The sequence below is a fragment of the Streptomyces sp. NPDC059957 genome, from assembly GCF_042730015.1.
Classification (GTDB): Bacteria; Actinomycetota; Actinomycetes; order Streptomycetales; family Streptomycetaceae; genus Streptomyces.
In genome coordinates, this window is the sequence record NZ_JBHWMB010000003.1 from 122334 (window position 1) to 148257 (window position 25924).

Sequence of the window (25924 nt, forward strand, 5' to 3'; positions counted from 1 at the left end):
AATGCGGATCCGGGTCACACCCGGATGACCTGCGGGCCGAGCAGGGTGTAGCGGTGGGCCTCGGCGGGTGGCAGGGCGGTGTCGGTCACGATGGCCTCGACGTCGCGCACGTCCGCGAAGCGGCAGAAGCTGACGGCGCCGAACTTGCTGTGGACCCCGGCGAACACCCGGCGCCGGGCCCCGGACACTGCCTGCGCCTTGACGGCGCTCACGGCGGGATCGGGGGTGGTGAGCCCGTGCTCCCGGGAGATGCCGTTGGCCCCGATGTACGCCAGGTCGATGACGAATCCGGCGAGCATCTGGGTGGCCCAGTGGTCGACGGTCGCCATGGTGCCGCCCCGCAGCCTGCCGCCGAGCAGCAGGACGGTGGCCCGCTGGGCCTCGGCCAGGACGTGGGCGACGGACAGGGAGGCCGTGACCACGGTGAGCTGCCGGTCCTGGGGGAGTGCCTCGGCGATCAGTTGCGGGGTGAATCCCTCGTCGATGAACACGGTCTCCGCGTCGCCGAGCAGCCGGGCGGCGGCAGCGGCGATCCGGGTCTTCTGCGGCAAATGCCGAGTGGTGCGGACGGCGAGCGTCGTCTCGAATCCGGAGCTTTCCACCGGATAGGCGCCGCCGTGGGTCCGGCGGACCATTCCGTGTTCTTCCAATACGTGCAGATCGCGCCGGATGGTTTCCTTGGCGACTTGGAAGTCCGTGGCAAGGGTGGCGACTTCCACGGATCCGGTACGCCGGACGAGCCGGAGGATTTCCCGGCGGCGTTCCTCTGTGTCCACGATTCACCTCCCTGTCCGCAGTGGTGCGCTGTGCTGCCCGTTCGGGCTGCTGCGTCGTTTGTACAAGCGCGGGGGAGTCGCTGAACAGGGCGGTTGCGGACACGATCGCGCCCGTCTGTGCCCGTTCGGCGGACCGGATTCCGCAGGCAGGCGGGGCTGCGGCTGTTGCCCGGCCCGGTCCGGCTGCCCGTCTGCGTCCGATCGCGGCCCGTTCCCTGCCCGTTCGGCCGTGAACCGCTTTCGTCTCGCGTCCGTCCACCGCAGGACGCGCACGCACTCGCCTACGAAAGCCTGGAGCACACATGACGCGCAGATGGTCACTGGTCGGCTTGATCGTCGCACTCGCGGCGGCCCTGTCATTCGTCGTCTTCGGTATGGGGTTCGACGCGGACAGCAGCGCCAAGGCCGCCCCGGACAAGAAGGCCCAGACCGCCAAGGGTCCCTCGGTGAAGCAAGTGGACAGCAGCAAGCTCCAGGGACTCGCCTGGTGGCCGGCCCACGAGAAGTCGGGCCCGGCGGTGGCGGACGCAGTCGCAGACCACCACGCCCAGGTGCGCGGCACGGTCGCGCGTACCAAGGGCCCCAACGGCGGAGCCCTGAAGTTGGACGGCGCCAGCGGGCACGCCATCGTCGAGACGCCCTTGATCGACACCTCCAAGAGCGACTACTCGGTGGCCGCCCGGGTCCGGATCGAGAACAAGGGCTTCCGGGCAGCCGTCTCCATGGACGGGGACCAGCACAGCATCTTCTTCCTCCAGTACGAGGACATCGACAGGCGGTTCGCGTTCGCCTTCGCCAACGCCCGGGCCGTCGGGATCAAGATGGGGGAGCCCGTGGCGGGTCGCTGGTACCACCTGCTGGGCACCTACGACCAGCAGTCCGGGACGCTCAGCATCTACGTGAACGGCAAGCTCATGGGCACTGCCCAGGCGCGCAACCCCGAGCGGGCCACCGGCCCGCTGGTGATCGGGCGGGGCAAGTACGAGGGCAAGGAGGTCGACTTCTGGAGCGGTGCCATCGCGGACGTGCACCTCTTCGGCCGGACGCTGACCGCGGCCGAGGCGGCCGCCCTGGCGGCGAAGGAGCCCGCCCCGAGCAAGTGAGCGGCGCGCAGGGGCGGCCGACGGCCCGGCCGCCCCTGCGCGGAACCGCCCGCGACCGATCGGACCCCGAACGGACGGGGGCGGAACCGAGCGGGCGGAGACGGATCGGGCAGCGCCTGGCCCGGATCGGGCAGCCGGCCCCGATGTCGAAGCCATCAGTACCGCGCTGAACTGGCCTTTTAACACCAGCGAAACAGACTCACTCGGTCGTGAAGCGGGCGGTGACGGACGTATGTCCGATGCCCGAATGCAGGTACAACATTTCTGCGGCCCGAAAAAGCAATTCCGCCCCGGCGGAACGCAGGCTCACCCGCGCTACCCCGCGCCGCCGAATCCACGTATTTCTCACACATCGAGGAGGGAACTCCTTGCCGTACTTTCTCCTGCCCGCAGACTGGGAAACGAAGGCCGATTCCACGGGGACGGCCGAGGAATTCCTGAGAGCCGTCTACGATCAGCACGGTGCCGTACTGCTCCGCTTCGCCGCCCGGCTGCTGGGCGGGGACTGGCACCGGGCGGAGGACGTGGTCCAGGAAGTGGTGATCCGGGCCTGGCAGCACGCCGGCGCTCTCGGCCACCACGCGGAAGGCGTCCGTCCCTGGCTCTTCACGGTCGTGCGCAACCTGGTCATCGACGGCCACCGCGCCCGGCAGGCCCGCCCGCCGGAGGCCGAGGACCCGGACATGGCCTTCCTGCCGGTCGGGGACGGCGTCGACCTCGCGCTCACCACCCAGGTGGTCGTGGACGCCCTCCGGGACCTCCCGCACTTCCAGCGCGAAGTGCTGCTGCACGTCCACTACATGGGTCGCAGCGTGAACCAGACCGCGCAGGTCCTGGGCGTGCCGCCCGGCACGGTCAAATCCCGGACGCACTACGCTGCCCGGGCGCTGCGCGAGGCCCTGCAGAGCAGGGGCCTCGCCGCAGCCTGACCGGGTCAGTTCAGGCGGCCCGCATGGACGTCGATCCTCAGGTCCAGGGGACCGGTGTCGAGGGAGCCGTCCTCACCCACACCGAACCGCCAGCCCGCGTCCGAGGCGTCACCCAGGACGAGCAGAGCGTCCGAAGCCTCCAACAGGGCCGTGGTCTCTTGCTCGTCGGCGTACTGCGCGGCATCCAGCACGAACAGCCGGGGTGCGCGGCCCTGAACCGCCACGGGGCCGCCGCCCTCGATCATCCGGAAGACCTGCGTGACCGCCGCAGCGGAGCCGGACGCACCGTACCTCGTGGCCGCGTCCGCACCCCTGGCCAGGGCTTCCTCCAGCGTGGCAACCGTGTGGAGGCGAGCCGAGCCCAGACCCACGGTCAGATCGGCGCCGGCCGTCGACCCCACCAGGGTCACCTCCGCGCGCCGCCCGACAGGGCCCGTGACCAGCTCGGCCACGAAGGCCCGTACCAGCTGCCGCGCCTCACGTCCGCCGCCGGTCACGGCGATCGCCGTGGCTGCCCGGGACAGATCGACCAGCACCCGCTCGCCGCCGGCTGTCCCGAGGGTCACCGCCAGCGCGTAGGGCTGCTCGGCGGCGGCCTCCTCTTCCCCCAGGCCGACCCCCTCCAGCGGCGCCGTGCCCGTGCTCCACTGCTCGCCCGAGGAGTCCGCGCTCCACGGAGCGGGGGCATGGGAGTCGGAGCCGGCGAGCCGTAGCGCGAGACGGTCTCCGGAGTACACCACCGCGTAGGCGTCGGGCAGCGCCCGCCCGGCCCGGACACACGCGGCGGCCAGCCTGCGAAGACCCAGATCGATGACGTCCAGTGCCTCCCGACCGGTGACGTTCGCGGGGGCGGGCCGCGCCGGGGCGCCCGCAGGCGCCCGCTTGCGTTCGCTGCGGATCAGTTCGAAGACGGTGCCGATCAGCGCCAGACCGAGTACGACGGCCAGCACGAGGGACAGTTCCATACGACCACCTCTGTCGGGTCCCGGGGCCCGGGACGGGTCAACGGACCCCTACGGGGCGGGCTTCCGGATGGTTCACGCCACCCCCTCGTGAACCGCCTGGCCTCCCCGTCCGTAGGGCCGGGCACGCGGGGCCGGACCCCTCCCCCCTCCCTCCGGCTCCGCGCCCCACCCGTCCCTGCTGCCTGGAGAGCCTCGTGCCGTTGCTACTCACCGTGGTCGACGCGTTCGGCCATGCCTTCGACGTCCACCTGGACGCCGACCCCGAAACGCCGGTGGCGGCCATCGCGGAGGCGCTCGCCGCGATGGACGGCACGGCGCTCCCGATGGACGGCTCCGGCCTCCACTTCGAGGGAGTCGAGCTGCCACCGGAGATGTCCCTGCGGGAGTCGCCCCTGCGCGACGGGGCCGTCGTCGGGCTCGGCCGATCCGTCAGCCCGCGGGCCGTGGAACCCCGCGGTCTGGTGGAGGTCCGTGCCGTCGGTGGCCCCGGAGCCGGAGCCGTGCACCGCCTCGACATCGGCGAGTACCGGATCGGCCTGGCCGCCGACGGCACCCCGCTGATCGCCCGCCCCGGACCCGGCAGGCCTGCCCTGGCGCTCCGCGTCGGCCCCGGCGGCCGCTGCCGCCTCGTCCAGGCATCCCCCACGGACAGCTCCACCATGCTCCAGATCGACCGGGAGGACGTGGACGGCGAACAGGACTGGCCCATCGGGGCGCAGCTGCGCATCGGTGACTGCCTCCTCGAACTCCTCGCCCCCGAACGGGCCGACGCCGCCCTGCAGCCCTCCGAGGACGGTGCCGGCTGGGACTACAACCGTCCGCCGCGGCTGCTGCCGCCCAAACCCGAGACCCGCTTCGCCCTGCCGAGCCCGCCGACCCCACCCGCCAAACGCCCGCTGCCCTACATCGCCGCGATCCTGCCCCTGGTCATGGCCGGCGCCGGTGTACTGATCTTCGGCCGGCTCTCGATGCTGCTCTTCGGCCTGCTCTCTCCGCTCGCCATCGTCGGGAACTACTGGACGAACAAGCGCAGCGGACGCGAGACGCACGCCACCTCCGTCGCCAACTACGAGGAGAAGAAGGCCCGCATCGAGGCCGACGCGGAGGCCGCGCTCATCGCCGAGCGGACCGCCCGCCGCCACGGCTTCCCCGACCCCGCCGCCGTCCTCCTCACCGCTGTCGGGCCGCGCCGCAGGCTCTGGGAGCGCCGCACCTCGGACGACGACTTCCTCGAACTGCGCGTCGGCACCGCTGACCAGGCCTCCGACGTGGTCCTCCAGGACCCCACCCAGGACGAGCACCGGCGCAAGGTCGCCCGCGCGGCCTACGACGTGCCCGTCACCGTGGCGCTGCGCACACACAAGGTGTTCGGCATCGCGGGCCGCGGAGCCGCCGCGGCGGCCGTCGCCCGCTGGGCCGTTGCCCAGGCCGCCGTCCTGCACAGCCCCCGGGACCTCCACATCTACCTCCTCACCACCGGAACCGGCGCCGAGGACACCTGGACCTGGATCCGCTGGCTGCCCCACGTCCGCCGGCGCAGCGGCGACACGGTCGCCGGCATAGGCACGGACACCGAGACCTCGGCACGCCGAGTCGCCGAGCTCAGTTCCATGATCACGGCCCGGCACGCCGCCCTGGCCGACCGGAACGCCCCCCGCGAACCGGACGTTCTCGTCGTGCTCGACGGAGCGCGCCGACTGCGCTCGCTCCCCGGCGTCGTACAGATCCTCCGCGACGGACCCGCCGTCGGCGTCCACGCCCTGTGCCTGGACGACGAGGAGCGGCTGCTGCCCGAGGAGTGCCTGGCCGTCGTCGCCGAGGAGCCGGACGGCACGCTCCGGGTCGGACTGTCCGGCGCCGCCGTACGCACCGGAGTCCGGCCGGACGCCGTGTCCCTCGACTGGTGCCGCTCCGTCGCCCGCGCCCTCGCACCGCTGCGGGACCCGGGCGGCGCGTCCGAGGAGGCGGCCGTACTGCCGCCGGCCGCCCGGCTCCTCGACGTACTCTCCCTCGATCCGCCGACGGCCGAGGGCGTCGCGGCCCGCTGGCGGGCGGGCGGACGGTCCACCCAGGCCGTCGTGGGCATATCCCTCGACGGCCCCTTCGCCCTGGACCTCAGGCGCGACGGCCCGCACGGACTGGTCGCCGGGACCACCGGATCCGGCAAGTCCGAGCTCCTCCAGACGATCGTCGCCGCCCTGGCCGTGGCCAACCGCCCCGACGCGATGACCTTCGTGCTGGTCGACTACAAGGGCGGCTCCGCCTTCAAGGACTGCGTCGACCTACCCCACACCGTCGGCATGGTCACCGACCTCGACGCCCACCTCGTCGAGCGCGCCCTGACCTCGCTGTCGGCCGAGCTCAAGCGGCGCGAACACATCCTCGCGCAGGCTAACGCCAAGGACATCGAGGACTACATCGACCTGCTGCGCCGCGAACCCTCCCGCACTCCGATGCCACGACTCCTCATCGTCATCGACGAGTTCGCCTCGATGGTGCGAGACCTCCCCGACTTCGTGAAGGGACTCGTCAACATCGCCCAGCGCGGACGCAGCCTGGGCATCCACCTCATCCTGGCCACCCAGCGCCCCAGCGGTGTCGTCTCGCCCGAGATCCGGGCCAACACCAACCTGCGGATCGCCCTGCGCGTGACCGACCAGAGCGAGAGCCAGGACGTCATCAACGCCCCGGAAGCAGCGGGTATTTCGAAGAACACACCCGGCCGCGCTTACGTCCGCCTCGGTCAGACCTCGCTGGTGCCCTTCCAGGCGGGCCGCGTCGGCGGGCGTCGGCCCGGAACGACGGCCGACTCGGCTCCGGAACCCTGGGTCGTGCCCATCGGCTGGGACCAGATCGGCCGGCCGCTGCCCGCCCGGCCGCGCGCAGCCTCCCGGCAGCAGGATGACGTCGTCACCGACCTCGCGGACCTCGTGGGCGCCATCCGCGACGCCGACCGCGACCTGAACATCCCGCCCCAGCACAGCCCCTGGCTGCCACCGTTGCCCACCACCCTGGTCCCGCACGAACTGCCCGGCACCGGCCGGAGCGGCTCGTACGACCTCGCCCCGGTGGTCTACGGGATGGTCGACCTGCCCGCGGAACAGGCCAGGGAGGCGCTGACGCTGGACCCGGAGACCTTCGGGCACCTGCACGTCGTCGGCTCCCCTCGCAGCGGCCGCTCGCAGACCCTGCGCACCCTCGCCGGGGTACTGGCCCGCGCCCACTCCTCGGCCGACGTGCACCTGTACGGGATCGACTGCGGCAACGGCGCACTGCTGGCCCTGGAGGGACTCCCGCACTGCGGGGCGGTGGTGCAGCGCACGCAGCCCGAACGCGTCGCCCGGCTGCTGAACCGGCTCGTCGCGGAGGTGACCCGACGCCAGGAGCTGCTGGCCGCGCGGGGCGCCGCCGACCTGCCGGAGCTCCGCAAGGCCCTGGAGCCGCAGGACCGGCCGCCGCACATCGTGGTGATGCTGGACCGCTGGGAGGTCTTCGACAAGACGCTGTCCGAGTACGACAGTGGCAGCCTGCTGACCAACGTCCTGACCCTGCTGCGCGACGGGGCGAGCGTCGGCGTGCACATGGTGCTGGCCGGTGACCGCACGCTGTTCTCCTCGCGGGTCGCCTCCACCACTGAGGACAAGCTCGTGCTGCGGCTCAACGAGAAGGCCGAGTACAGCATGATCGGCGTGCCGCAGAAGTCCGTACCCGACGAGATTCCGTCCGGCCGGGCACTGCGCGCGGCAGACAAAGCGGAGGTGCAGATCGCCCTGCTCGGCCCGGACGCCACCGGCCAGGGGCAGGCGGCGGCCCTCCAGTCGATCGCGGCCGAGTGCCGGGAGCGCGACGCCGAGGTCCCGGCCTCGGCAAGGCCGTTCCGGGTGGATCTGCTGCCCGACCGGCTCGGCTACGAGCAGGCCATCGGGTACGCAGCGCAGAGGCAGGCCGGCCCGCTGTGGGCGATGGTCGGCGTCGGCGGTGACGAGCTCGCCGCCACGGGCCCGGACCTGTCGCTCACCCCGACCTTCATCGTGGCGGGTCCGGCCCGCTCCGGGCGCAGCACCGTCCTGCTGGCCATGGTCCGGTCGCTGCTGGACGCCGGTACGTCGGTCGTGGTCGGAGCCCCGGTGCGTTCACCGCTGCGCGACCTCGCGGGGCAACCGGGTGTACTGGCCGTTTTCGCAGGGCCCGACATCGAGCCGGAGGAGTTGGAGGCGGCGCTGGCCGAGGCCCCGGGCGGGGCGGTGGTGGTGCTGGACGACGCGGACCTGCTGCTGAAGACCAAGGCCGAGACGGTGCTCAACCGGATCGCCCGCACCGGCGCGGAGACCGGGCAGGGTCTGGTGCTGGCCGGGCAGACCGAACGGCTGGCAGCCGGCTACTCGGGCTGGCACACCGACGCGCGGCGCAACCGGCAGGGGATCCTGCTGAGCCCGCAGAGCGTCGGCGACGGCGAGCTGATCGGAGCCAAGGTGCCGCGCAGCCGCCTCGGCGGCGGGCGGGCCGGCCGGGGGCTGCTGCACCTGGCCGACGGGGTGCTGCGCACGGTGCAGGTCCCGGAGGCCAGGGCCTGAGACCGAACGAAGGGGGCTCCCCCGCCAACCACGGCGCGGGAGCCCCCCTCCCTCCGCCCCGTTCTTTCGTTTCGGTGCCGTCGGTGCTCCTGTTGCCGGTGAGCGGGGCGCCGTGGGCAACCGCCCAGCCGCCGTGGCCGGCGGTGGCGAGCGGCCCGTAGATCGAGCCCAGGAAGGCGGTACTGGCACCGATCATGCCGGGTATCGAATGGCCCTTCATGCTCTGCAGGTACGCCGCGATCGCCCCCGGATTGTTGACGATGGCCGGCGGGATCGGCACCGGCGGCGGCGGTGGCAGCCGGGTCGGCATCGGTGGAAAGTTGCCGGGGCGAACCCCGGCCCCGATGTGCGGTATGTCGTCGAGGAGGCCGGCGCCCGGCAGGTTCAGAGGGGGCAGCACGGGCGGGTTGTTGGCGACGGGCGGGAGGTTCCTGAGCGGAATGCCGGTGTTGACCGGCGCGCCCCCGCCCCCGCCCCCGCCCTTCCCGAACCAGTTGACCTTCGGCACCCGGCCGGTGGTCACGAGCGTCTGGAGACCCTTGCCGACCGCGACGATGGCGCCGCTCAGCGCGATCCCGCCGAAGGCGGCGCCGACGGTGCCGAGCACGATGCCGACCACATCCCAGTTGCCGGTGACCGCGCCCCGGGCGATGTTGATGCCCAGCGGGACCAGGCCAGTGACCAGGCTCATCAGGCCCAGGGCGATGGAGAGTCCCTGAAGGCCGGGGATCAGGAAGGAGATGACACCCAGGATCGCGCTGATGATGCCGAAGGCCGAACCGATGCTGTCCCAGAGCTTGTCCCAGAAGTTCTTCTTCTTGACCGCCTCGTCCTCGGCCTCCTCCAGTCTGGTGACCGCGGTCCGGGCGTCCGCCTCGCGCACGCTCTGGGCGTCGAGCGCCAGCTGGCGCGCAGCGTCCAGGTCGGCCTGGGCCGAGTCCACCGCGCCCTGCGCCGAACTGGCCTCGTTCCGGGCGTTCTCCAGAGCCCGGCGGGCCGCGGCCTTGGCGCTCTCGTCGTCGGGCGGCGGCGGCGCCGCGTTGTCCAGGTTGGTGACGAGGGAGGTGGCCGCGCTCGCCGTGGCGATGGCGGAGTCGAGCCGGCTCCGGGCCTCGCGCCCCTTCTCCAGTGCCTCACCCGCCCTCACCTGGTGGTCCCGCAGGCGTGCCGCGTAGTCCTTGAGGGCCTGCGCCGCCTTCTCGTACGAGTCGCGCAGGGCGCCGACCTGGTTGGGCAGTTCCTCCAGGGTCGTCTTGAGCTGCTCCATGGACTTCCCCGCCCCCAGTTCCTGGGCCTGGACCCGGGAGATCACGGAGAAGGCGGATTCCGCGTCGTCGGAGACGGTCTGGTAAGCGCCGGCGAGTCTTTCGATGATCTCCGGCTCCCCGGGAGTCGGATCCTCACTCAGATCGAGAATCTCCCAATCGGCCAATGACGGCCGTGCCATGACTTCACCTCACTCTCTGTTTCAGTCCTGGAACCGGAGGGTGGAAACGATCGCCTCGAAGACCTCGAAGAACTCGGTCACCAGACTGATGTTGGGCGTGGTGCACGAAATCACCAGGAAGTCCCGGCTGTTCGGCACGGCCGCGATGGTGTGCATCATGGCGGTGCGTACGGTGCCCTTCCCGAAGTAGTCCACGTCCTCGATCGCCGTGATCCGCCCGGCCGGCCCCACCTCGGGCAGATCGATCATGTCCACGCTGTTGGCGGGAGTGCCGCGGCCGAGCGGGTTCCCGGAGTTCTTCATCGCCACCGGCATGAGCAGTTCGGCCAGGTCCGCCGAGCCGTCCTCCGGGGCGCGCACCCGAAGCACCACCGTGGCCGCCATCAGCGTGGATCCGTCCTCGATGAACCGGAACATGCCCGCGGCCTGGAGCGCGCCCTGCCCGTACGCCTCGCGGGCAATCTTGCGGGTCGTACGGACCATGGCGTCCACGTCGTCCTTGGAGACGTAGTCCAGGCCACGGGTCTGTTCCTCGATGCGGCGGCGGATCGCGTTGTCCCTGCCGCGGGGGTCGAGGTCGAGGTGCCACCAGGAGTTGGGGAAGGACAGGCTGAACTGTGCTGGAGCTCCGGGGGGTTTGTCCGTCACGGGTTGTGTCATGGAGCCGCTCCTGTCAGTTGTTCTCTTCGAGCTGCTGCCCGATCTCGTCGTCCGTCTGCTGGAAGCTGTCGATGATCCCCTGGGCGGCCTTGGCGAACGTGTCGACGTTCTCCTGCACCCGTTCGTGCCCTCCGGTCCACGCACTGTCGAACGCCTGCACCGCGTCGATCAGCGAGGGATCGCCGACGTCGCTCTCGGAGCCCACCTTCGCCAGACTGGCCGTGCCGGAGATCCGGTCCTTGATGTCCTGGAGCATCCTCAGGGTGTCTTTGAGGTCCTCCATGGGAATGCTGATGCTCGCCATCCCCGCCTGCCCTTCTCGTCGTCGGTACAACGGCGCGCGGCCGGGTCACGGGCCGCAGCAGCAGCCCGTGACCCGGCCGTCGGCACAGGGATCAGCCGATCGCGCCGGCCGTCTGGTCGTCGGTGTCGACGAACGCGGCCGCGACCTTGTCGAGGAAGTCGCCGACGCCCTGGAGTCCCTCGATGGCGTCGCCGGTGCCCTTCTTGTACTCCTCCCAGAAGGGCTTGAACTTCGTCTCCGAACCGGGAGTGGCGTAGGCCGCCGCGACGACCTCCTCCATCTTGCTGTTCGCCTCCTGCAGGCTCTGCTGCATCATCTCCTTCTGATTGCGCAGCCAGGCCGCCGCGGCCTCGATCTCCTCGGGCTCGATATTGATCCTGCCGGCCATGCCGTCTCCTCCGTGGGCTCGGGAGCGCGGTGGCTGGCGTGCCACCGGCACCGGCTCTACGGGGCATCCGGCGAAACGGTTCACGATGTGTGGTGCGTTGGCTTCAGACCCGGTGGACCTGTGGTCCCATGGCCGCGTACCGCTGGGCTTCCGAGGCGGGCAGCGAGGCATCGGTGACGATCGCCTCAAAGTCCCGCACCTCGGCGAAGCGGTGGAAGCTCACCGCGCCGAACTTCGTGTGGATTCCCGAGAAGACCCGCCGCCGGGCCGAGCGGATGGCCTGGGCCTTGACGTGGCCGACCGCGGTGTCGGGAGTGGTGAGCCCGTGCTCCCGGGAGATGCCGTTGGCCCCCACGTAGGCGAGGTCGATCACCATCTCGGCGAGCATCCTGATCGCCCACTGGTCCACAGTGGCCAGCGTGCTGCCCCGCACGCGGCCGCCCAGGAGCAGCGTGTGGAGATACGGCCGTCCGGCCAGCGCGCCCGCGGTGGCCAGGGAGGCGGTGACCACCGTCATCGGCCGGTCGCGGGGGAGTGCCTCCGCGATCAGCTGGGGGGTGAAGCCCTCGTCGATGAAGACGGTCTCGGCTTCCCCCAGCAGGCCGGCCGAAGTCGCTGCGATCCGGGTCTTCTGCGGCAGATAGCGCGTGGAGCGCTCGGCCAGCGTGGTCTCGAACCCGGCGCTCTCCACGGGATAGGCCCCGCCATGGGTGCGGCGTATGAGGCCGTGCTCCTCGAGCGTCCGTAAGTCACGCCGTACGGTTTCCAGCGAGACGTTCAACTCCACGGCGAGCGAGGAGACTTCGGCGGAGCCACTGGTACGGGTCATCGCGAGGATCGAGCGGCGGCGTTCATCGGCGTCCACGGGGGCGGCCTCCTCAGCAGCGGACGTACGGGTCCCGGTTGCGTCCGGTCGGGATTCTCCCTGGTGTCCACCTGCGTGAACAGTCCAGCGGGAGGCTGGTGGTGCCGATTCCCCTTACGTCCGGAGTGGGTTGTCCGCCCTGCTCGGGGCAGCATCGGTGAGCGGTAACGTCTCGGTTGCGACCGTCATTCTGTCCGGCCGGGGTCCGGGTTCCCAGTGGATGATCCCACCAGTCCCACGGAGGGGGATCTGCTGTCTCTCCGAGTCGAAGGCCGGCAGATCCGAGGTGATGCGTCGATGCGCGAAGCGTTCGTGAACAGCTTGTGGCGCAAGCCGGTCGGCTCGTCCTGGGGCGTGGAGGGGGCCGGTAGCTTGCCGGATGAAGCCGCCGGGCTGCCGCTGGGGCGTCTGGGTGCAGGCGGGGAGGCCGTGCGCATGTCCGGGTCGGACGACAAGCCGAGCGTGCTGTTCGTGTGCGCGCACAATGCGGGGCGATCCCAGATCGCCGCGGCGTTTTTCGAGCAGCTGGCGGGTGAGGACGTGAACGTGCGGTCGGCGGGTCCCGCGCCGGGTGAGCGGGTCAACCCGCTGGTGGTGCAGGCGATGGCGGAAGTCGGGATCGACCTTTCCCAGCGCGCCCCGCTGCAGCTGACGGACGCCACGGTGCGCGGCAGTGCCGTGGTGGTAACCACCAGCGGGCCGGATGCGGTGTCGGTGGCCGCAGGGCAGCGGCACGAGGACTGGCCCGTGGAGGACGTCGAGGGCAAGGACTTGGACACGGTGCGGGCCATCCGGGACGACATCCGGGCCCGCGTCGAGGCCCTGGCGGCGGACCTGCGGCCCCTCTCGAAGCCCACCGGGGAGTGAGCCCCTGCACCAGCACGACCAAGTCGGCCGGCGCACCCGTGGAGGCCGTGCTGCAGCGGAGTCTGGGCGTGGGTGATGCGGTGGTGATCGGCCTCGGGTCGATGATCGGCGCGGGCATCTTCGCCGCGCTCGCTCCCGCGGCTGCCGCTGCGGGCTCGGGCCTGCTCTTTCCCTGCGGTCGCGGGTGTCGTGGCGTACTGCAACGCCATCTCCTCCGCCCGGCTGGCCGCCCGCTAACCGCCTCCGGTTCGCCGGGTACGCCCGGATCGCCACCCTGGGCGAGGAGGTCCGCGACCCGCAGCCACGATCCCCCGAGCCATCCCGATTGCCCTCGGCATCCCCCTGGTCGTCTGCGCGCTCGTCGCCGTGGCCGTCCTGACCGTACTGGGCCCTGAGCGGTTGGCAGATGCCGCAGCACCGTTGTCGGATGCCGTACGGGCGGCGGGCGCGGGCCGGCTGGCCCCGGTCGTGCGCGTCGGCGCCGCCGTCGCGGTGCTCGGATCCTTGCTGGCGCTGATCCTCTGGGGGGCCGTCGTCTTGGCCGCAGGTGCTGCCGCGTACGGGATCCGCCACGGGGTCACCGCCCCAGGCGTTTCCCGCAGGTGAGCGGCACGGTCATCGACTGGGCCGGGGTGCCGTAGAGTGGCGCTACCGACGCGGGGTGGAGCAGCTCGGTAGCTCGCTGGGCTCATAACCCAGAGGTCGCAGGTTCAAATCCTGTCCCCGCTACTGCTGGAAGAGGCCCGGATCCCATGGATCCGGGCCTCTTCTGTGTCCGTCGGACGACGGCCGAGTTGGCCTTTGGAGGCCACCCGCAAGCAGAAGTGGCCTGTGAGCTGGGGCGATGCCGGCTGGAGGGCCGGCGCGGAACGGGGGAGGTGCGTGGCGCGAGTCGGGCCGATCTCCATCGGACGGCGATGGTCATCGGGTTGGCAGCCAGGTGTCGAGGGCTGTTGTCAGCTCGTCGTACCCGGTGAAGAGGTGTCCGTTCATGCCGACGGCCTGGGCTGCGCGCACGTTCTCGCTGCGGTCGTCGACGAAGAGGAAGTCGGCGGGGGCGGCGTGGAGAGCTGCGATGCAGTGGTGGAACGCCGTCGCGTCCGGTTTGGCCGCGTGGATCTTTCCGGAAAAGGCGACATGGTCGAGGTGGTGCAGCCAGGGCTGGGCGGCGAGGAATGCGTCCGCGTGATCGGTGGGGATGTTGGACAGCAGGGCGACCTCGGCGACGTTCCGCAGGGACTGCACGTAGGCGACCATGCGGTCGTCGACGCGTGACCAGCTGTCGATGTCGGCGAGCCGCAGCTTCTCGATGACGTCGGGGTGGGCGGGGACCGAGAGTCGATGAAGGACGGCCGTCCAGTACTGGGACGCGTCGAGCTGTCCGGCGTCGTAGGGCTGGCGGCAGTCCCAGTAGGCGGCGATGAAGGCGTCCGTGGACGCGCTGATCAGTGTGGCCATCCCGTCCATGGCTCCGGGGCGCTGGTGGCGTGCGATGACGCCGAAGAGGTCGAACAGCACGATGGGGCGGTCTGTGGGCATGGCGAGGGTTCCTTGTGCCGGTGCCGGCGGGTCGGTGGCGGTCTCTTCGTCCCCCGTCCTGGGGGCCGGGCGGATGGGATACCTGTGCGCCAAGGGGTCAAGGTGCCTGGTACCAGGGGCGGGTGGTGCCGGTGGCTTGGCTGCTCCGAGCGGAGCACACGCACGGGCAGGAGCCGGTGTCGGTCTCGCTCTGGAGGAGATCGCGCGGGGCCAGAGCCAGGCTGGTGGCAAAGAATGCCGAGGACATGACCTGGGCGGTGGTCTGGATGCGCCGCAGCAGTGGGGTGCGGGGTGACGTACTCATTCCGGAGCTCCTGAAGAGGGTGTGAGCGGATGGGGGGCCGGCGGTGGTCGGGAGTTGTGCGGCCTCACTTCGGCGTGTGCGGTCGGATGCGGTGCGCAGTACCCCGGCGGCCACGGCGGTGGTCACGCACAGCAGGGTCAGCAGGATGAAGGCGTGGTTGAGGGCGACGAGGTGGGCCAGCCAGCCGATGGCGGCGGGGCCGACGAGCATGCCGACGTACCCGAGCCCGGCGACCCGTGAAACATTGGCGCCGGCGGCGGCGGGGTCGGCGTGCCCGGCCGCGCTGAACAGCTGCGGGACGGAGCCCGACAGGCCCAGGCCGAACAGTGCCCAGCCGGCGAACGCGGTCCACATCCACGGGACGAGGGCCACGAGCGTGATGCCGACGGCGGCCGTGGCGGCGCCGTAGCGCAGGATCGCCACGGAGCCGAACCGGGAGACGAAGCGGTCGGCGAGCAGTCGGCCCACCGTCATTGCCGCCGCGAACGTGCCGTACGCGAAGGCGGCCGTGCTGGTGGACGCGCCGAGGACGTCCTTCAGGTGCAGGGCGCTCCAGTCGTTGGCGGCGCCCTCGCACAGCATGACCATCAGCGCCAGGACGGCGAGGAGCCGAACCCGCCCTGCGGCGCTGCGGCGCGTGCCGGCCGGTGACGCCTCGGTCTCCTCCGCTGACCCGGCGTCGGCAGCGGCGGGGCCAGTCGGCAGCAGGGCGCGTGCCGAAGCGAGGGCGATCACGATGCCCGCGGCTCCGAGGGCGGCCATACCCGCGGCCGGGTTCACGCCGGCGCTCGCGGCACCCGCTCCGACGAGCGCGGCCAGGACGCCGCCGACCGAGAACGTGGCGTGGAATCCGGACATGACGGGCCGGCCGTACGCCTTCTCCACGTGCACGGCATGGGCGTTCATGCCCACGTCCAGGCAGCCGTTGCAGAAGCCGAAGACCAGCAGGGCGCCCGCCAGCGTCCACGGGTCCCGGGCAAGACCGGGCAGCACCAGCGCCGCGCCGCACAGCACGCCGCCGGCGGGGATCACGACGCGTGCGCCGAGCCGGTCGGTCAGAGGGCCGGCCACCCGCATCCCGCTGAAGGCCCCGAGCCCGAGCAGCACCAGCAGGCCGCCCAGGGCCGCGTGGCTGATGCCCACGCGCTCCTCGATGGCGGGAATGTGCACCACCCAGGCGCCCATCAGGGTGCCGCACAGGACGAAGTAGACATAGGTCGCCACGCGGGCGGCTCGGAGTGAACGTTCCATGCCACCCACCATAACGAACACTATTGATGTGCGAAACAGCCGTAATGAACATCTTGAATGTTCATTGTCTGGTGGTGTTCAATCGCGGTATGAGCAACACAGACAGGCACGGGCTGATCGCCAAGGCGGTCAGGGACTCGGGTGGTGCCACGGTCCAAGAGCTCGCAGAGCTGACGGGGACCTCGGAGATGACCATCCGGCGCGACCTCGACGCCCTGGCGGCCCAGGGCGTCCTCGAACGCGTCCGCGGCGGAGCCCGCACTCTGCTGCTCAGGGGCGAGGAGCCGCCCTTCGCGCTGCGCGCACGCGAGGCGGTCGACGCCAAGCGGCGGATCGCAGCCGAGATCTCCGCGCTCATCGCGGACGGCGAAAGCGTCGTACTGGACAGCGGCACCACCTGCCTGGAGGTCGCCCGCCTCCTGCGCGAGCGGCCCGTCACCGTGATGCCCCTGTCCCTGCAGGCCATCCACCTGCTCGGCGAGACACCCGGCCGGGCCAAGCTGGTGCTGCCCGGTGGGGAACCCCGCGCCGCCGAGGGAGCCCTCACCGGCCCGCTCACCCTCGCTTCGCTGGCAGCCCTGCGCTTCGACACGGCCGTCATCGGCTGCTGCGGGCTGAGCGCCGCCGACGGCCTGACCGCCTACGACCTCGACGACGCCGCGGTGAAGAAGGCGAGCATCGCCGTAGCCCGCCGCACCCTCGTCGCCACGGACGGCGGCAAGCTCGGCCGCACCGCCTACGCCTACGTCGGCCCCTCCACGCTGCTGCACACCCTCGTCACCGACACCACCGCACCCGGCGACGAGGTGGCCGCCCTAGAGGGCGCGGGCACCATCGTCAAAACCGCCTGAAACACTCCACTGCGCGGACGCACCGCACCGGCACGCGACGCTCAGCGCCAGGGACGGAAACGAGTCGGCCGCCGGGTTCTGTCCGCACGGCTCCAGGCCGGCGCCTCGAGTAGCGGTTTAGCATGAAAGGCGAGGTTTCATCTCCAGGCCCGGGCCGCAGTGGCAGGGAGGCCGGTATGGCGTTCGGCACGGCTGGTTTCGAGCAGGCGGACGGCGGCCGTTACATCCCGATCTCCGAGCACGGCCTGATCGGCGATCTGCGTACGGCCGCCCTGGTGGGGACGAACGGCACCATCGACTGGTACTGCTGCCCGCGCTTCGACGCGCCCAGCGTCTTCGGCTCGATCCTCGACGCCGACCGGGGCGGGTCCTTCGAGCTGGCCGCCGAGGTCCCGACCCGTACCAGGCAGTTCTACTTCCCCGACACGAACGTGCTGATCACGCGGTTCTTCGCCGCGGACGGGGTGGCGGAGATCCAGGACTTCATGCCCGTGGTCGACGACTCGCGCGAGGCGGCCCGGCACCGGCTCATCCGGCGGGTGCTCTGCGTCCGCGGGACCCTCCCGTTCAGGGCGCGGATCGCCCCACGCTTCGGCTACGGCGCCGAAACGCACACCACGCACCTCGAAGGCCACACGGCGGTGTTCCGTTCCCCGTCACTGGCACTCGCGCTGACCGCCACGGCGCCCCTGGAAATCGACGGCCCGGACGTGTGGTCGCACTTCAAGCTCCTCGAGGGCGAGTCCCACGTGTTCGCCCTCGACCAGATCGGCGACGACGTCCCGCCTCGGTCGTGTCCGCGCGCCGAGGCCCAGGAGCAGGCCGACGCGACCGTCCGGTTCTGGCGCCACTGGCTTGCCGGTTCCCGTTACCACGGGCGGTGGCGGGAGATGGTGAACCGCTCCGCGCTGGTGCTGAAGCTGCTCACCTACGCGCCGACCGGGGCGATCGTCGCCGCACCGACCACCAGCCTGCCCGAGCAGATCGGCGGCGAGCGCAACTGGGACTACCGCTACGTCTGGGTCCGCGACGCCGCCTTCTGCGTCTACGCGATGCTGCGCCTGGGGTTCACCTCGGAGGCCGAGGCGTTCATGGGGTTCATCTCCGAGCGGGGCATCCTGCGGGGCAAGGGGGAGAGCGGTCCGCTGCAGATCATGTACGGCATCGACGGGCGCACCGAATTGCCCGAATACGAGCTTCCGCACCTGGAGGGATACCTCGGCTCCGCACCGGTCCGGGTGGGCAACGCCGCCACCGGCCAGCTCCAACTGGACATCTACGGTGCGCTGATCGACTCGATCTACCTCTACGACAAGTGGGGGCAGCCGATCAGCAGCGACCGCTGGGACGAGGTCGGTGCCGTGGTGGACTGGCTGTGCGAGCACTGGGACCAGCCCGACGAGGGCGTGTGGGAGACCAGGGCCGGCCGGCGGAACTTCGTGTACTCGCGGCTGATGTGCTGGGTGGCGCTGGAGCGTGCGATGCGCATCGCGAACCACCGCGGCCTGCCGGCCGACCTGCGCCGCTGGCGGGAGTCCCGGGACGCGATCTACCGGCAGATCATGCGGCGCGGCTGGTCGGCCGAGCGGGGGGCCTTCGTCCAGGGGCTGGACGACCACGTGCTGGACGCCTCGCTGCTGATGATGCCGATGGCCAAGTTCATCTCGCCCACCGACCCCAAATGGCTCTCCACCCTGGACGCGCTCACCACGGACCTGGTCTCCGACTCGCTCGTGTACCGGTACGACCCGACCGCCAGCCCGGACGGCCTGCACGGCCCCGAGGGCACCTTCTCGATCTGCTCCTTCTGGTACGTGGAGGCCCTGGCCCGCGCAGGCCGGCTGGAGGAGGCAAGACTCGCCTTCGAGAAGATGCTCACCTACGCCAACCACCTCGGCCTGTACGCAGAGGAGATCGGCCCGACCGGAGAACAACTGGGCAACTTCCCCCAGGCCTTCACCCACCTCTCGCTGATCAGCGCCGCCTTCAACCTCGACCGTGCACTGGGCTGACGCGGCATCACCGCCGGGATGGAGGCACGCTCTGGCCGAAGAAGGGGTCGTCCACCACGTGGGCCCAGCCGCCGTCCGGCTGCCGCCGGAGGATCCCCGTGGTGGTGGAGACGACCGGCTCGGGGCCTGGTGTCCATCTGCTCGGGCGTGATCGCCCTTGCCGGCGCCGGCCTTCTCGACGGCCGACGGGCCACCACGCACTGGCAGTACGCGGCAACACTGGCGAAGCAGTACCCGCAGGTGAGGGTGCAGCCGGACGTCTGGTGAACCAGAGAGCACATCTGCTGGTCGCTGCACCACACCGCACGGGCGGTCAGGCCCAGTTCATAGATCTGTCGGTGCCCCCCGACCCGGATGGCGGACCGGCGCCGGTGTACGAGTGGGCCCTGCGCAACCGGCACCAGCCGCTCACCGTAGACCAGTTGGCGAGCCAGTCCGGGGCCCACTGAGCAAGGTTTGATTCCGGCCGATCACTGTCGTAGCCCAGCCACCTGCAACCAGGTTCAGGATCCGGGTTCCGCGACGTCGCCCGCGTCGGATGCGACGTCGCAGGGAGCAGCGGCCAAGTCCATCTCCCGGACGTCGCAGGCGATCCGGCTGAGCAAGGTCCGGAACGCTTGGCGCTCGTCCTCGTCGAGCGCCTCGAGGAGCCGGTCTTCGGCTTCCCGTACCTGCCGCTGCAGGTCCTGGAGAGTGCTGACACCTCGCGCGGTGGCGACGATCTTGCGCTGGCGTCGATCGGCAGGGGTGCGTCGGCGCTTGACCAGGCCGGCCGCGACGAGGTCGTCGATCAGGTAGGTCATCACCGTGCGGTCGATCCCCAGGTATCGGGCCAGGGCGAGCTGATTCTGCTGGTCACCTCGGACGACGACGGCGAGCGTCTGGTAGCCGCGGGCACCCTGCGGGACATCATCGAGGACCGACGCGACGACGGTCCGGTACGCGCGCATCAGGACGAGGAGGGAGAGACCGAAGTCCCCCGCCACGTCGACACCGCCGGCGACCGGCGTGAACGGCGTCTCGGCGCTCATAACAGGAATGATACGCGCCCACCCGTTGTTGGACAGATCATCTGTACGGCATGCGATCTATCAGACAACGCACTTCCCTTCGAGAAGCGCCGCAGATGAGAAGGCAACAGCCATGCTCAAGATCGGGATCATCCTCGGCAGCACCCGCCCCAACCGCAACGGCGAACAGGTCGCGAAGTGGGTGCTCGACACCGCCTCGAGCCGCGACGACGCCACGTTCGAGCTCATCGACCTCCGCGACCACCCCCTGCCGCACCTCGACGAGCCGCTCCCGCCGTCGCTCGGCCGGTACCAGAACGAGCACACCAGGCAATGGGCCGCCAAGATCGCCTCGTACGACGGGTTCGTCATCGTGACACCCGAGTACAACCACGGCATCCCCGGCGTACTCAAGAACGCCATCGACTTCCTCTACGCCGAGTGGAACAACAAAGCGGTCGGCTTCGTGTCCTACGGCGGGGTGGGCGGCGTCCGGGCCGTCGAGCACCTACGCGCCGTTGCCGCCGAGCTCCAGATGGCCGACGTGCGCCAGCAGGTCGCACTCTCGATGATCACCGAATTCGAGAACTTCAGCGTCTTCAAGCCCGGCGACTACAACCTGACCGCCCTGGACGCGATGCTCGACCAGGTCATCGCCTGGAGCGCCGCGCTCGTACCGCTGCGCACGGCCCCGGCCGTCGCCGCCTGAGCCGCCTGCAGAGCCCTGTCCCTCCAGCTCATCCTCCCAGCGCACAACCCGGATCGTGAACGACAGGAGATCGATATGAGCGAAGCGCTCGACCGAAACGCGAAGATCATCACTGAATTCCGAGCGAACGAGGGCAGGGTCGGCGGAGTCTTCGAGGGGGCTCCGCTGGTCCTCGTCCATCACCGCGGCCGCAAGAGCGGGCAGGAGCATGTCAGCCCGATGATGTACCTCCCGCACGACACCGCACCGGACATCGTCTACGTCTTCGCGAGCAAGGGCGGAGCACCCACCAACCCGGATTGGTACCGCAACTTGACTGCCGCCGGTGAGGGCAGCATCGAACGCGGCACTGCGAGCTACGAGGTGATCGTCCGCGAACTGACCGGTGCCGAACGCGACCGCGTCTACGCCGAGCAAGCGCGGCGTTACCCCGGCTTTGCCGAGTACGCACGCAAGACGGCCGGTATCCGAACCATTCCCGTGCTCGAACTCCGGCGGGCGTAGCGCACACCCGACGTGTTCCGGTCGACGTTCCCGTCCGGGTAGGGCAGCGACCTCGCCGGGGTCATCGAGGAGGTCGGCGTCGGGGTCGTCGGATTCCCGCCCGGCGACGCGGTGATCGGATTCAACCAGAAGCGGGTCTCTCAGGCCGAGCTGGTCCTGGTCGAGGCCGGTGACCTCAGGCGCAAGCCAGAGAAGGTCTCATGGGAGGTGGCCCGCAGCCTGTACGTCGTCGGAGTCACCGCATGGGGGGCGGTACACGCCGTCCAGCCCAAGGCCGGCGAGACCGTCGTCATCTTCGGAGCCGCCGGGGGAGTCGGCTCGCTCGCGGTCCAGCTCGCGCGCCGGACCGGGGCCACGGTCATCGGCCTGGCGGGCGAGGGCAACCATGAGTGGCTGAAGAGCCACGACGTGATCCCGGTCGCGTACGGCGAGGGCGTCGCGGACCGCGTCAGGGTCGCGGCGCGCGGTGGCGTGGACGCTTTCATCGACACCTTCGGCGACGGGTACGTCGATCTGGCCCTGGCCCTCGGTGTAGCGACCGATCGGATCGACCCCATCGCCGATTTCGCGGCCGCCGAGAAGCACGGGGTGAAGACTGACGGTGGGCTCGCGGCCGGACCGGGTGCCAAGGTGCTCGCCGAGCTTGCCGGTCTGATCGCCGATGGGCTCCTCGAGGTGCCGATCGCGAAGGTCTACCCACTGGCGCAAGTCCGCGAGGCTTACACCGAGCTCGAACGCCGCCACACCCACGGCAAGATCGTCCTCAGGCCCTCGTTGTGACCATGACGTCGCGCTCTGCGCGGCGTCGCTGGCTCGGATTGCGATGATGACGCCCTGTCCGGTGTCTGACGCGTGATTCGGAGCGATCGAGCGGAACAACCTCCGATCCCACTGCTACAGTGCGTAGCTGATCACTCGCTGTGAGTGTTCGTTCGTGTGGTCGAGTGCGTCGTCTCGTGCCCTGCTCGAGGTGCGCGGTCGGCGTCGCGGACCTTGAGGTCCCGGTCATCGGAAGGCGTGGGTCATGCCAGGTGAGTTCGGCGGCGCGGCCGCCGTGGGCCGACGGCGGTTCCTGGTGATGTCAACGGCAGCTGTGGGGCTGCCCCTGCCGATTTCCGGGTATGCGTCGGGCCGTCCCCCAGGCCTGGTTCCGGCGGGCGCCGGCACGACGTCGGCGGTCGGGCTGACCGTCAACGGGGAGCGGCGGTCCGCGGTGGTGGACAACAGGACGTCGCTCCTCGACCTCCTGCGGGAGCACCTGGGGCTGCCCGGCACGAAGAAGGGCTGTGACCAGGGAGCCTGCGGGGCGTGCACGGTCCTGGTGGAGGACCGCAGGGTGAACTCCTGCCTCACCTTCGCCGTCATGCACGAAGGCGCCCGCGTCACCACGATCGAGGGACTCGCGCGCGGCGCCGGCCTGCATCCCCTCCAGCAGGCGTTCATCGACCACGACGGTCTGCAGTGCGGGTACTGCACGCCGGGCCAGATCGTCTCGGGGGTGGCCTGCATCGCGGAAGGGCACGCCCGCTCCCGGGAAGAGATCCGCGAGTGGATGAGCGGCAACCTCTGCCGCTGCGGCGCCTACACGAACATCGTCACGGCCATCGAGCAGACCGCGAAGGGCGTGTGAATCCGGCGTGTACCCCTTCGTCTTCACCAAACCAGCGACCGAGAGTGCCGCACTGGCCGCCGGGGCCGACGGCGGCCGCTACATCGCGGGCGGCACCACACTGGTCGACCTGATGCGCGAGACCGTCGAACGCCCTTCCCACGTGGTCGACATCAACGCTCTCCCGTACCGGGACATCGTCGTGACCTCCGAAGGCCTGCGGGTGGGTGCCCTGGTCCGGATGAGCGAACTCGCCGCGCACCGGGGCGTCAGGTCCCAGTACCCCGTCATCGCGCAGTCACTGGAACTGGGCGCCTCTGCACAGCTGCGCAACATGGCCTCCATCGGCGGGAACCTCATGCAGCGCCCCCGGTGCCCCTACTTCCGGGACGTGCACTCGGCGTGCAACAGGCGGTCCCCCGGCACGGGGTGCGACGCCGTCGACGGCGACAACCGGATGCAAGCGGTCCTGGGCGGCAGCGCGCACTGCGTGGCCACGCACCCATCGGACCTCGCCGTGGCGCTGGTGGCCCTGGACGCCGTCGTCCATGTGCGAAGCACAGAGGGCGCCCGCGCGGTCCCTATCGTGGAATTCTTCCTACGGCCGGGGAACACCCCGCACCGTGAACAGGATATGCGGCCGGGCGAGCTCATCACCGCCGTACACGTCCCCGCCGGCCCCCATGCCCGGCGCTCGGGATACCTCAAGGTCAGGGACCGTCAGTCCTACGAATTCGCCCTCGCTTCGGCGGCGGTCGCACTCGACATCAGGGGCGGAGTGATCCTGGGCGCCCGTGTGGCCGTCGGTGGCGTCGCCACTGTGCCGTGGCGGCTGCCGGGGGTGGAGCAGGCCCTGGTGGGCCGGCGTCCCGGCCGCGCGACGTGGACGGAGGCAGCCTCCCGTGCCGCCGACGGCGCGAGTGCGCTGTCTGGCAACGCGTTCAAGATCGAGCTCCTGGAGCGGACCGTGCGACGGCAGTTGACGACGATCGGAGGCCGGTGATGGCCGACGAGGTCGTGGGGCGGGCGCTGTCACGCGTCGACGCGCGGCTCAAGGTGACGGGTGCTGCCACGTACGCAGCCGAGCACCGCATGGAAGGTTTGCTGTACGGCGCCATCGTCAACGCCACAGCGGCCCGCGGCAGGGTCTCCGCCATCGCCACGGACGCGGCCCGCGCCCATTCCGGCGTCCTGGACGTCCTCACTGACTTCAGCTCCTTGCGGCTCGCCCACCCGGTGACAGAGCTCGCGTTCTACGGCCAGCCGATCGCCGTCGTGGTGGCCACGACGGCGGAGGCCGCGGCCCACGGCGCGTCCCTCGTGGAGGCCGTCTACGACCGGAGGCCGACCCTCACCGACTTCGAGGACTCCGGCGCGGCGTCGGTCACGGCGCCGTCGAACCCGGACTACAGCCGCGGCGACCCAGACGGTGCCTTCGGATCGGCACACGCCACGGTGGACCTCGAGTTCACCATCAGCAGGGAGAATCACAACCCGATCGAGCTGCCCTCGACCATCGCCCGCTGGGAAGCCGGCAAGCTCACGCTCTGGGACAAGTCCCAGTGGGTCCAGGGCGCGGCCCGCACCGTGGCCGCCGCGCTCGGCGTCCCCGAGCAGGACGTCCGGGTGCACTGCGAGTACGTCGGCGGCGGATTCGGCAGCGCGATCCGCGCCTACGACCACGTCATCCTGGCCGCGTTTGCTGCGCGCCAGGCGGGACGGCCCGTCAAGGTCGTGCTGTCGAGGCGCCAGTTCTACTACGGCACCGGCTACCGGCCCGCCAGCCGACAGCGCCTCGCGCTCGGGGCCGCCACGACGGGACGCATCGACAGTCTCATCTACGAGGTCCGCACGGAGACTTCGCGCTACGAGCAGTACGAGGAGGGTCTCACCGACCTGCCGAAGTTCCTCTACGGCGTCCCTCACACAAGGACCCGGTACCAACTCACCGCCATCGACACCCAGTCCCCGGCGTCCATGCGCGGCCCGGGCGTCGTCAGCAGCGCCTTCGCCCTCGAAACCGCCATGGACCAACTGGCGCACGACCTGGGAATCGATCCCATCGAGCTGAGGCTCCGCAACGAACCCACCCGCGACGAGGCGACACGCCTGCCCTTCTCCACTCGCAAGCTACGCGAGTGCTACGACCTCGGAGCCCGCCGTTTCGGGTGGTCGCGGCGCGGATCCGCCCCTGGCGGCCGCACGGAAGGCGATCTGCTGATCGGCGTGGGCATGGCCACAGCTTCATACCACAACAACCGCCGCGTGGTCGGCTCGCGCGCCCGGGTCGACGCCGACGGGACAGCGACGGTCGATACGGCGACCAGCGACATGGGACCGGGTACGACGACCTCGGTCATGCAGGTCGCCGCGGACGCGCTCGGCCTGCCCGCGCGGCAGGTCACCTTCCGGCTGGGGGACTCGGCCTACCCCCTCGCGCCGCCGCACGCCGGCGCCACCACCATGGCGAGCGTGGGGTCCGCCGCCCACACCTCGTGCACGGCCCTGCGGAACAAGTTCATCGGCATGGCCGTAGCGGACCCTGCCTCGCCCCTGTACCGGGCCGACCCCGCCAAGGTGGCGGTCCGTGACGGCCGGCTCGGCTCCGGGGAGAGCGGCGCCGCGGACAGCTACCGCGAGATCCTGCGCCGAACCGGCCTGTCCGGTCTGGAGGCAACCGCCACGTGGAGTCCCGGCGACGCCGACCAGAGGATCTCCACCTACGGCTACGGGGCTGTCTTCGCCGAGGTGTCGGTCGATCCGCTCCTCGGGCTGGTCCGGATCCGCCGGATGTTCGCGGCGTACGACGTGGGCCGTGTGGTCAGCCCCAAGCTGGCCCACAGCCAGGCCATCGGGGGCATGGTGGGCGGGATCGGGATGGCCCTGCTGGAAGGCACGCTCACGGACCACCGCGACGGCCGGATCGTCAACGCGAGCCTGGCCGACTACCTGGTCCCGGTCAACGCCGACGTCCCCGAACTGGACGCCGCGTTCATCGACACCGAGGACCCCCTGGCGGACCCCATCGGGGTCAAGGGACTGGGAGAGATCACCATCGTGGGAGTCCCGGCCGCCATCGGGAACGCGGTGTTCAACGCCACCGGCAAACGCCTGACGGACCTGCCCATCAGGCTGCAGGCGCTGCTCTGAGCGGCGGCCGGAGGCCTGCCGGCGGCGCTTGCCCGGCAGCGGCTGGCCCATCAATGCCCCGGATCTGGTCCGTAAGCCGGGAGAATCTCGGGCCGGTGTGCGGCGTC

General features: G+C 70.8%; 22 protein-coding genes, 1 tRNA gene and 1 pseudogene. 15 read left to right on the forward strand and 9 right to left on the reverse strand.

Features of this window, described 5'->3' with window-relative positions; genetic code table 11:
- Window positions 1–14: 14 nt before the first annotated feature.
- Window positions 15–776 carry a DeoR/GlpR family DNA-binding transcription regulator gene (locus tag ACFWBW_RS03340; RefSeq protein WP_385367886.1) on the reverse strand — a complete coding sequence of 254 codons (762 nt, stop codon included), beginning with the start codon at window positions 774–776 and terminating at the stop codon, window positions 15–17.
- 302 nt (window positions 777–1078) lie between these two features.
- Here ACFWBW_RS03340 and ACFWBW_RS03345 point away from each other — a divergent pair, with 302 nt between their 5' ends.
- Together ACFWBW_RS03345 and ACFWBW_RS03350 are read left to right on the forward strand one after the other, a co-directional pair.
- Window positions 1079–1879 carry a LamG domain-containing protein gene (locus ACFWBW_RS03345; protein ID WP_385367888.1) on the forward strand — a complete coding sequence of 267 codons (801 nt, stop codon included), beginning with the start codon at window positions 1079–1081 and terminating at the stop codon, window positions 1877–1879.
- 368 nt (window positions 1880–2247) lie between these two features.
- Entirely contained in the window at window positions 2248–2808 is a 561-nt protein-coding gene (locus ACFWBW_RS03350) for a sigma-70 family RNA polymerase sigma factor (protein WP_385367890.1), read from the forward strand.
- 5 nt (window positions 2809–2813) lie between these two features.
- Here the strand turns inward: ACFWBW_RS03350 and ACFWBW_RS03355 are convergent, their stop codons facing one another.
- Entirely contained in the window at window positions 2814–3773 is a 960-nt protein-coding gene (locus ACFWBW_RS03355) for a hypothetical protein (protein ID WP_385367892.1), read from the reverse strand.
- A 194-nt stretch (window positions 3774–3967) separates the two neighbouring features.
- Here ACFWBW_RS03355 and ACFWBW_RS03360 point away from each other — a divergent pair, with 194 nt between their 5' ends.
- On the forward strand, window positions 3968–8347 hold the full coding sequence (locus tag ACFWBW_RS03360; RefSeq protein ID WP_385367894.1) for an FtsK/SpoIIIE domain-containing protein: 4380 nt from the start codon (window positions 3968–3970) through the stop codon (window positions 8345–8347).
- A 1468-nt stretch (window positions 8348–9815) separates the two neighbouring features.
- On the opposite strand, the gene ACFWBW_RS03365 is transcribed toward ACFWBW_RS03360, so the two are convergent.
- The 4 genes from ACFWBW_RS03365 to ACFWBW_RS03380 form a co-directional block, all read right to left on the reverse strand.
- Window positions 9816–10454, reverse strand: a complete 639-nt coding sequence (locus ACFWBW_RS03365; protein ID WP_385367896.1) for a hypothetical protein — start codon at window positions 10452–10454, stop codon at window positions 9816–9818.
- Window positions 10455–10467: 13 nt separating this feature from the next.
- Complete coding sequence (locus tag ACFWBW_RS03370; protein ID WP_385367898.1) at window positions 10468–10758, reverse strand: hypothetical protein; 291 nt, start codon at window positions 10756–10758, stop codon at window positions 10468–10470.
- 91 nt (window positions 10759–10849) lie between these two features.
- Complete coding sequence (locus tag ACFWBW_RS03375; RefSeq protein ID WP_385367899.1) at window positions 10850–11146, reverse strand: WXG100 family type VII secretion target; 297 nt, start codon at window positions 11144–11146, stop codon at window positions 10850–10852.
- A 103-nt stretch (window positions 11147–11249) separates the two neighbouring features.
- Window positions 11250–12011 carry a DeoR/GlpR family DNA-binding transcription regulator gene (locus tag ACFWBW_RS03380; protein WP_385367901.1) on the reverse strand — a complete coding sequence of 254 codons (762 nt, stop codon included), beginning with the start codon at window positions 12009–12011 and terminating at the stop codon, window positions 11250–11252.
- Window positions 12012–12308: 297 nt separating this feature from the next.
- Here ACFWBW_RS03380 and ACFWBW_RS03385 point away from each other — a divergent pair, with 297 nt between their 5' ends.
- The 3 genes and pseudogenes from ACFWBW_RS03385 to ACFWBW_RS03395 all read left to right on the forward strand — a co-directional run bounded on the left by ACFWBW_RS03385 (window position 12309) and on the right by ACFWBW_RS03395 (window position 13607).
- Window positions 12309–12878 carry a low molecular weight phosphatase family protein gene (locus tag ACFWBW_RS03385; protein ID WP_385367903.1) on the forward strand — a complete coding sequence of 190 codons (570 nt, stop codon included), beginning with the start codon at window positions 12309–12311 and terminating at the stop codon, window positions 12876–12878.
- A gap of 101 nt (window positions 12879–12979) precedes the next feature.
- A pseudogene (locus ACFWBW_RS03390) lies at window positions 12980–13400 on the forward strand (amino acid permease); the annotation flags it as partial.
- Window positions 13401–13533: 133 nt separating this feature from the next.
- Window positions 13534–13607 (forward strand) — tRNA-Met (locus tag ACFWBW_RS03395).
- 192 nt (window positions 13608–13799) lie between these two features.
- On the opposite strand, the gene ACFWBW_RS03400 is transcribed toward ACFWBW_RS03395, so the two are convergent.
- Together ACFWBW_RS03400 and ACFWBW_RS03405 are read right to left on the reverse strand one after the other, a co-directional pair.
- On the reverse strand, window positions 13800–14417 hold the full coding sequence (locus ACFWBW_RS03400; protein ID WP_385367905.1) for an HAD family hydrolase: 618 nt from the start codon (window positions 14415–14417) through the stop codon (window positions 13800–13802).
- A 97-nt stretch (window positions 14418–14514) separates the two neighbouring features.
- Window positions 14515–15984: an MFS transporter gene (locus ACFWBW_RS03405; RefSeq protein ID WP_385367907.1), complete on the reverse strand. Its 1470-nt coding sequence runs from the start codon at window positions 15982–15984 to the stop codon at window positions 14515–14517.
- A 77-nt stretch (window positions 15985–16061) separates the two neighbouring features.
- Between ACFWBW_RS03405 and ACFWBW_RS03410 the strand changes: the two genes are divergently transcribed.
- The 3 genes from ACFWBW_RS03410 to ACFWBW_RS03420 all read left to right on the forward strand — a co-directional run bounded on the left by ACFWBW_RS03410 (window position 16062) and on the right by ACFWBW_RS03420 (window position 19102).
- Window positions 16062–16823, forward strand: coding sequence for a DeoR/GlpR family DNA-binding transcription regulator (locus tag ACFWBW_RS03410; RefSeq protein WP_385367909.1), 762 nt, complete (start codon window positions 16062–16064; stop codon window positions 16821–16823).
- Between the two features lie 176 nt (window positions 16824–16999).
- The gene (locus tag ACFWBW_RS03415; protein WP_385367911.1) at window positions 17000–18835 is read left to right on the forward strand and encodes a glycoside hydrolase family 15 protein; all 1836 of its coding nucleotides are present in this window, start codon (window positions 17000–17002) and stop codon (window positions 18833–18835) included.
- 147 nt (window positions 18836–18982) lie between these two features.
- The gene (locus ACFWBW_RS03420) at window positions 18983–19102 is read left to right on the forward strand and encodes a hypothetical protein (RefSeq protein WP_385367913.1); all 120 of its coding nucleotides are present in this window, start codon (window positions 18983–18985) and stop codon (window positions 19100–19102) included.
- Window positions 19103–19338: 236 nt separating this feature from the next.
- Here the strand turns inward: ACFWBW_RS03420 and ACFWBW_RS03425 are convergent, their stop codons facing one another.
- The gene (locus ACFWBW_RS03425; protein ID WP_385367915.1) at window positions 19339–19866 is read right to left on the reverse strand and encodes a MarR family winged helix-turn-helix transcriptional regulator; all 528 of its coding nucleotides are present in this window, start codon (window positions 19864–19866) and stop codon (window positions 19339–19341) included.
- 112 nt (window positions 19867–19978) lie between these two features.
- Between ACFWBW_RS03425 and ACFWBW_RS03430 the strand changes: the two genes are divergently transcribed.
- The 6 genes from ACFWBW_RS03430 (at window position 19979) to ACFWBW_RS03455 (ending at window position 25817) form a co-directional block, all read left to right on the forward strand.
- Window positions 19979–20554, forward strand: coding sequence for an NADPH-dependent FMN reductase (locus tag ACFWBW_RS03430; protein WP_385367917.1), 576 nt, complete (start codon window positions 19979–19981; stop codon window positions 20552–20554).
- A 75-nt stretch (window positions 20555–20629) separates the two neighbouring features.
- The gene (locus tag ACFWBW_RS03435; RefSeq protein WP_385367919.1) at window positions 20630–21058 is read left to right on the forward strand and encodes a nitroreductase family deazaflavin-dependent oxidoreductase; all 429 of its coding nucleotides are present in this window, start codon (window positions 20630–20632) and stop codon (window positions 21056–21058) included.
- 111 nt (window positions 21059–21169) lie between these two features.
- Entirely contained in the window at window positions 21170–21838 is a 669-nt protein-coding gene (locus ACFWBW_RS03440) for a zinc-binding dehydrogenase (RefSeq protein ID WP_385367921.1), read from the forward strand.
- A gap of 244 nt (window positions 21839–22082) precedes the next feature.
- The gene (locus ACFWBW_RS03445) at window positions 22083–22688 is read left to right on the forward strand and encodes a (2Fe-2S)-binding protein (protein WP_385367923.1); all 606 of its coding nucleotides are present in this window, start codon (window positions 22083–22085) and stop codon (window positions 22686–22688) included.
- 7 nt (window positions 22689–22695) lie between these two features.
- Window positions 22696–23670, forward strand: coding sequence for an FAD binding domain-containing protein (locus tag ACFWBW_RS03450; protein ID WP_385367925.1), 975 nt, complete (start codon window positions 22696–22698; stop codon window positions 23668–23670).
- A complete protein-coding gene (locus ACFWBW_RS03455) occupies window positions 23670–25817 on the forward strand; it encodes a xanthine dehydrogenase family protein molybdopterin-binding subunit (protein ID WP_385367927.1) in 2148 nt (715 codons plus the stop codon). Before ACFWBW_RS03450 ends, ACFWBW_RS03455 begins: the two co-directional genes overlap by 1 nt.
- Window positions 25818–25924 lie beyond the last annotated feature (107 nt).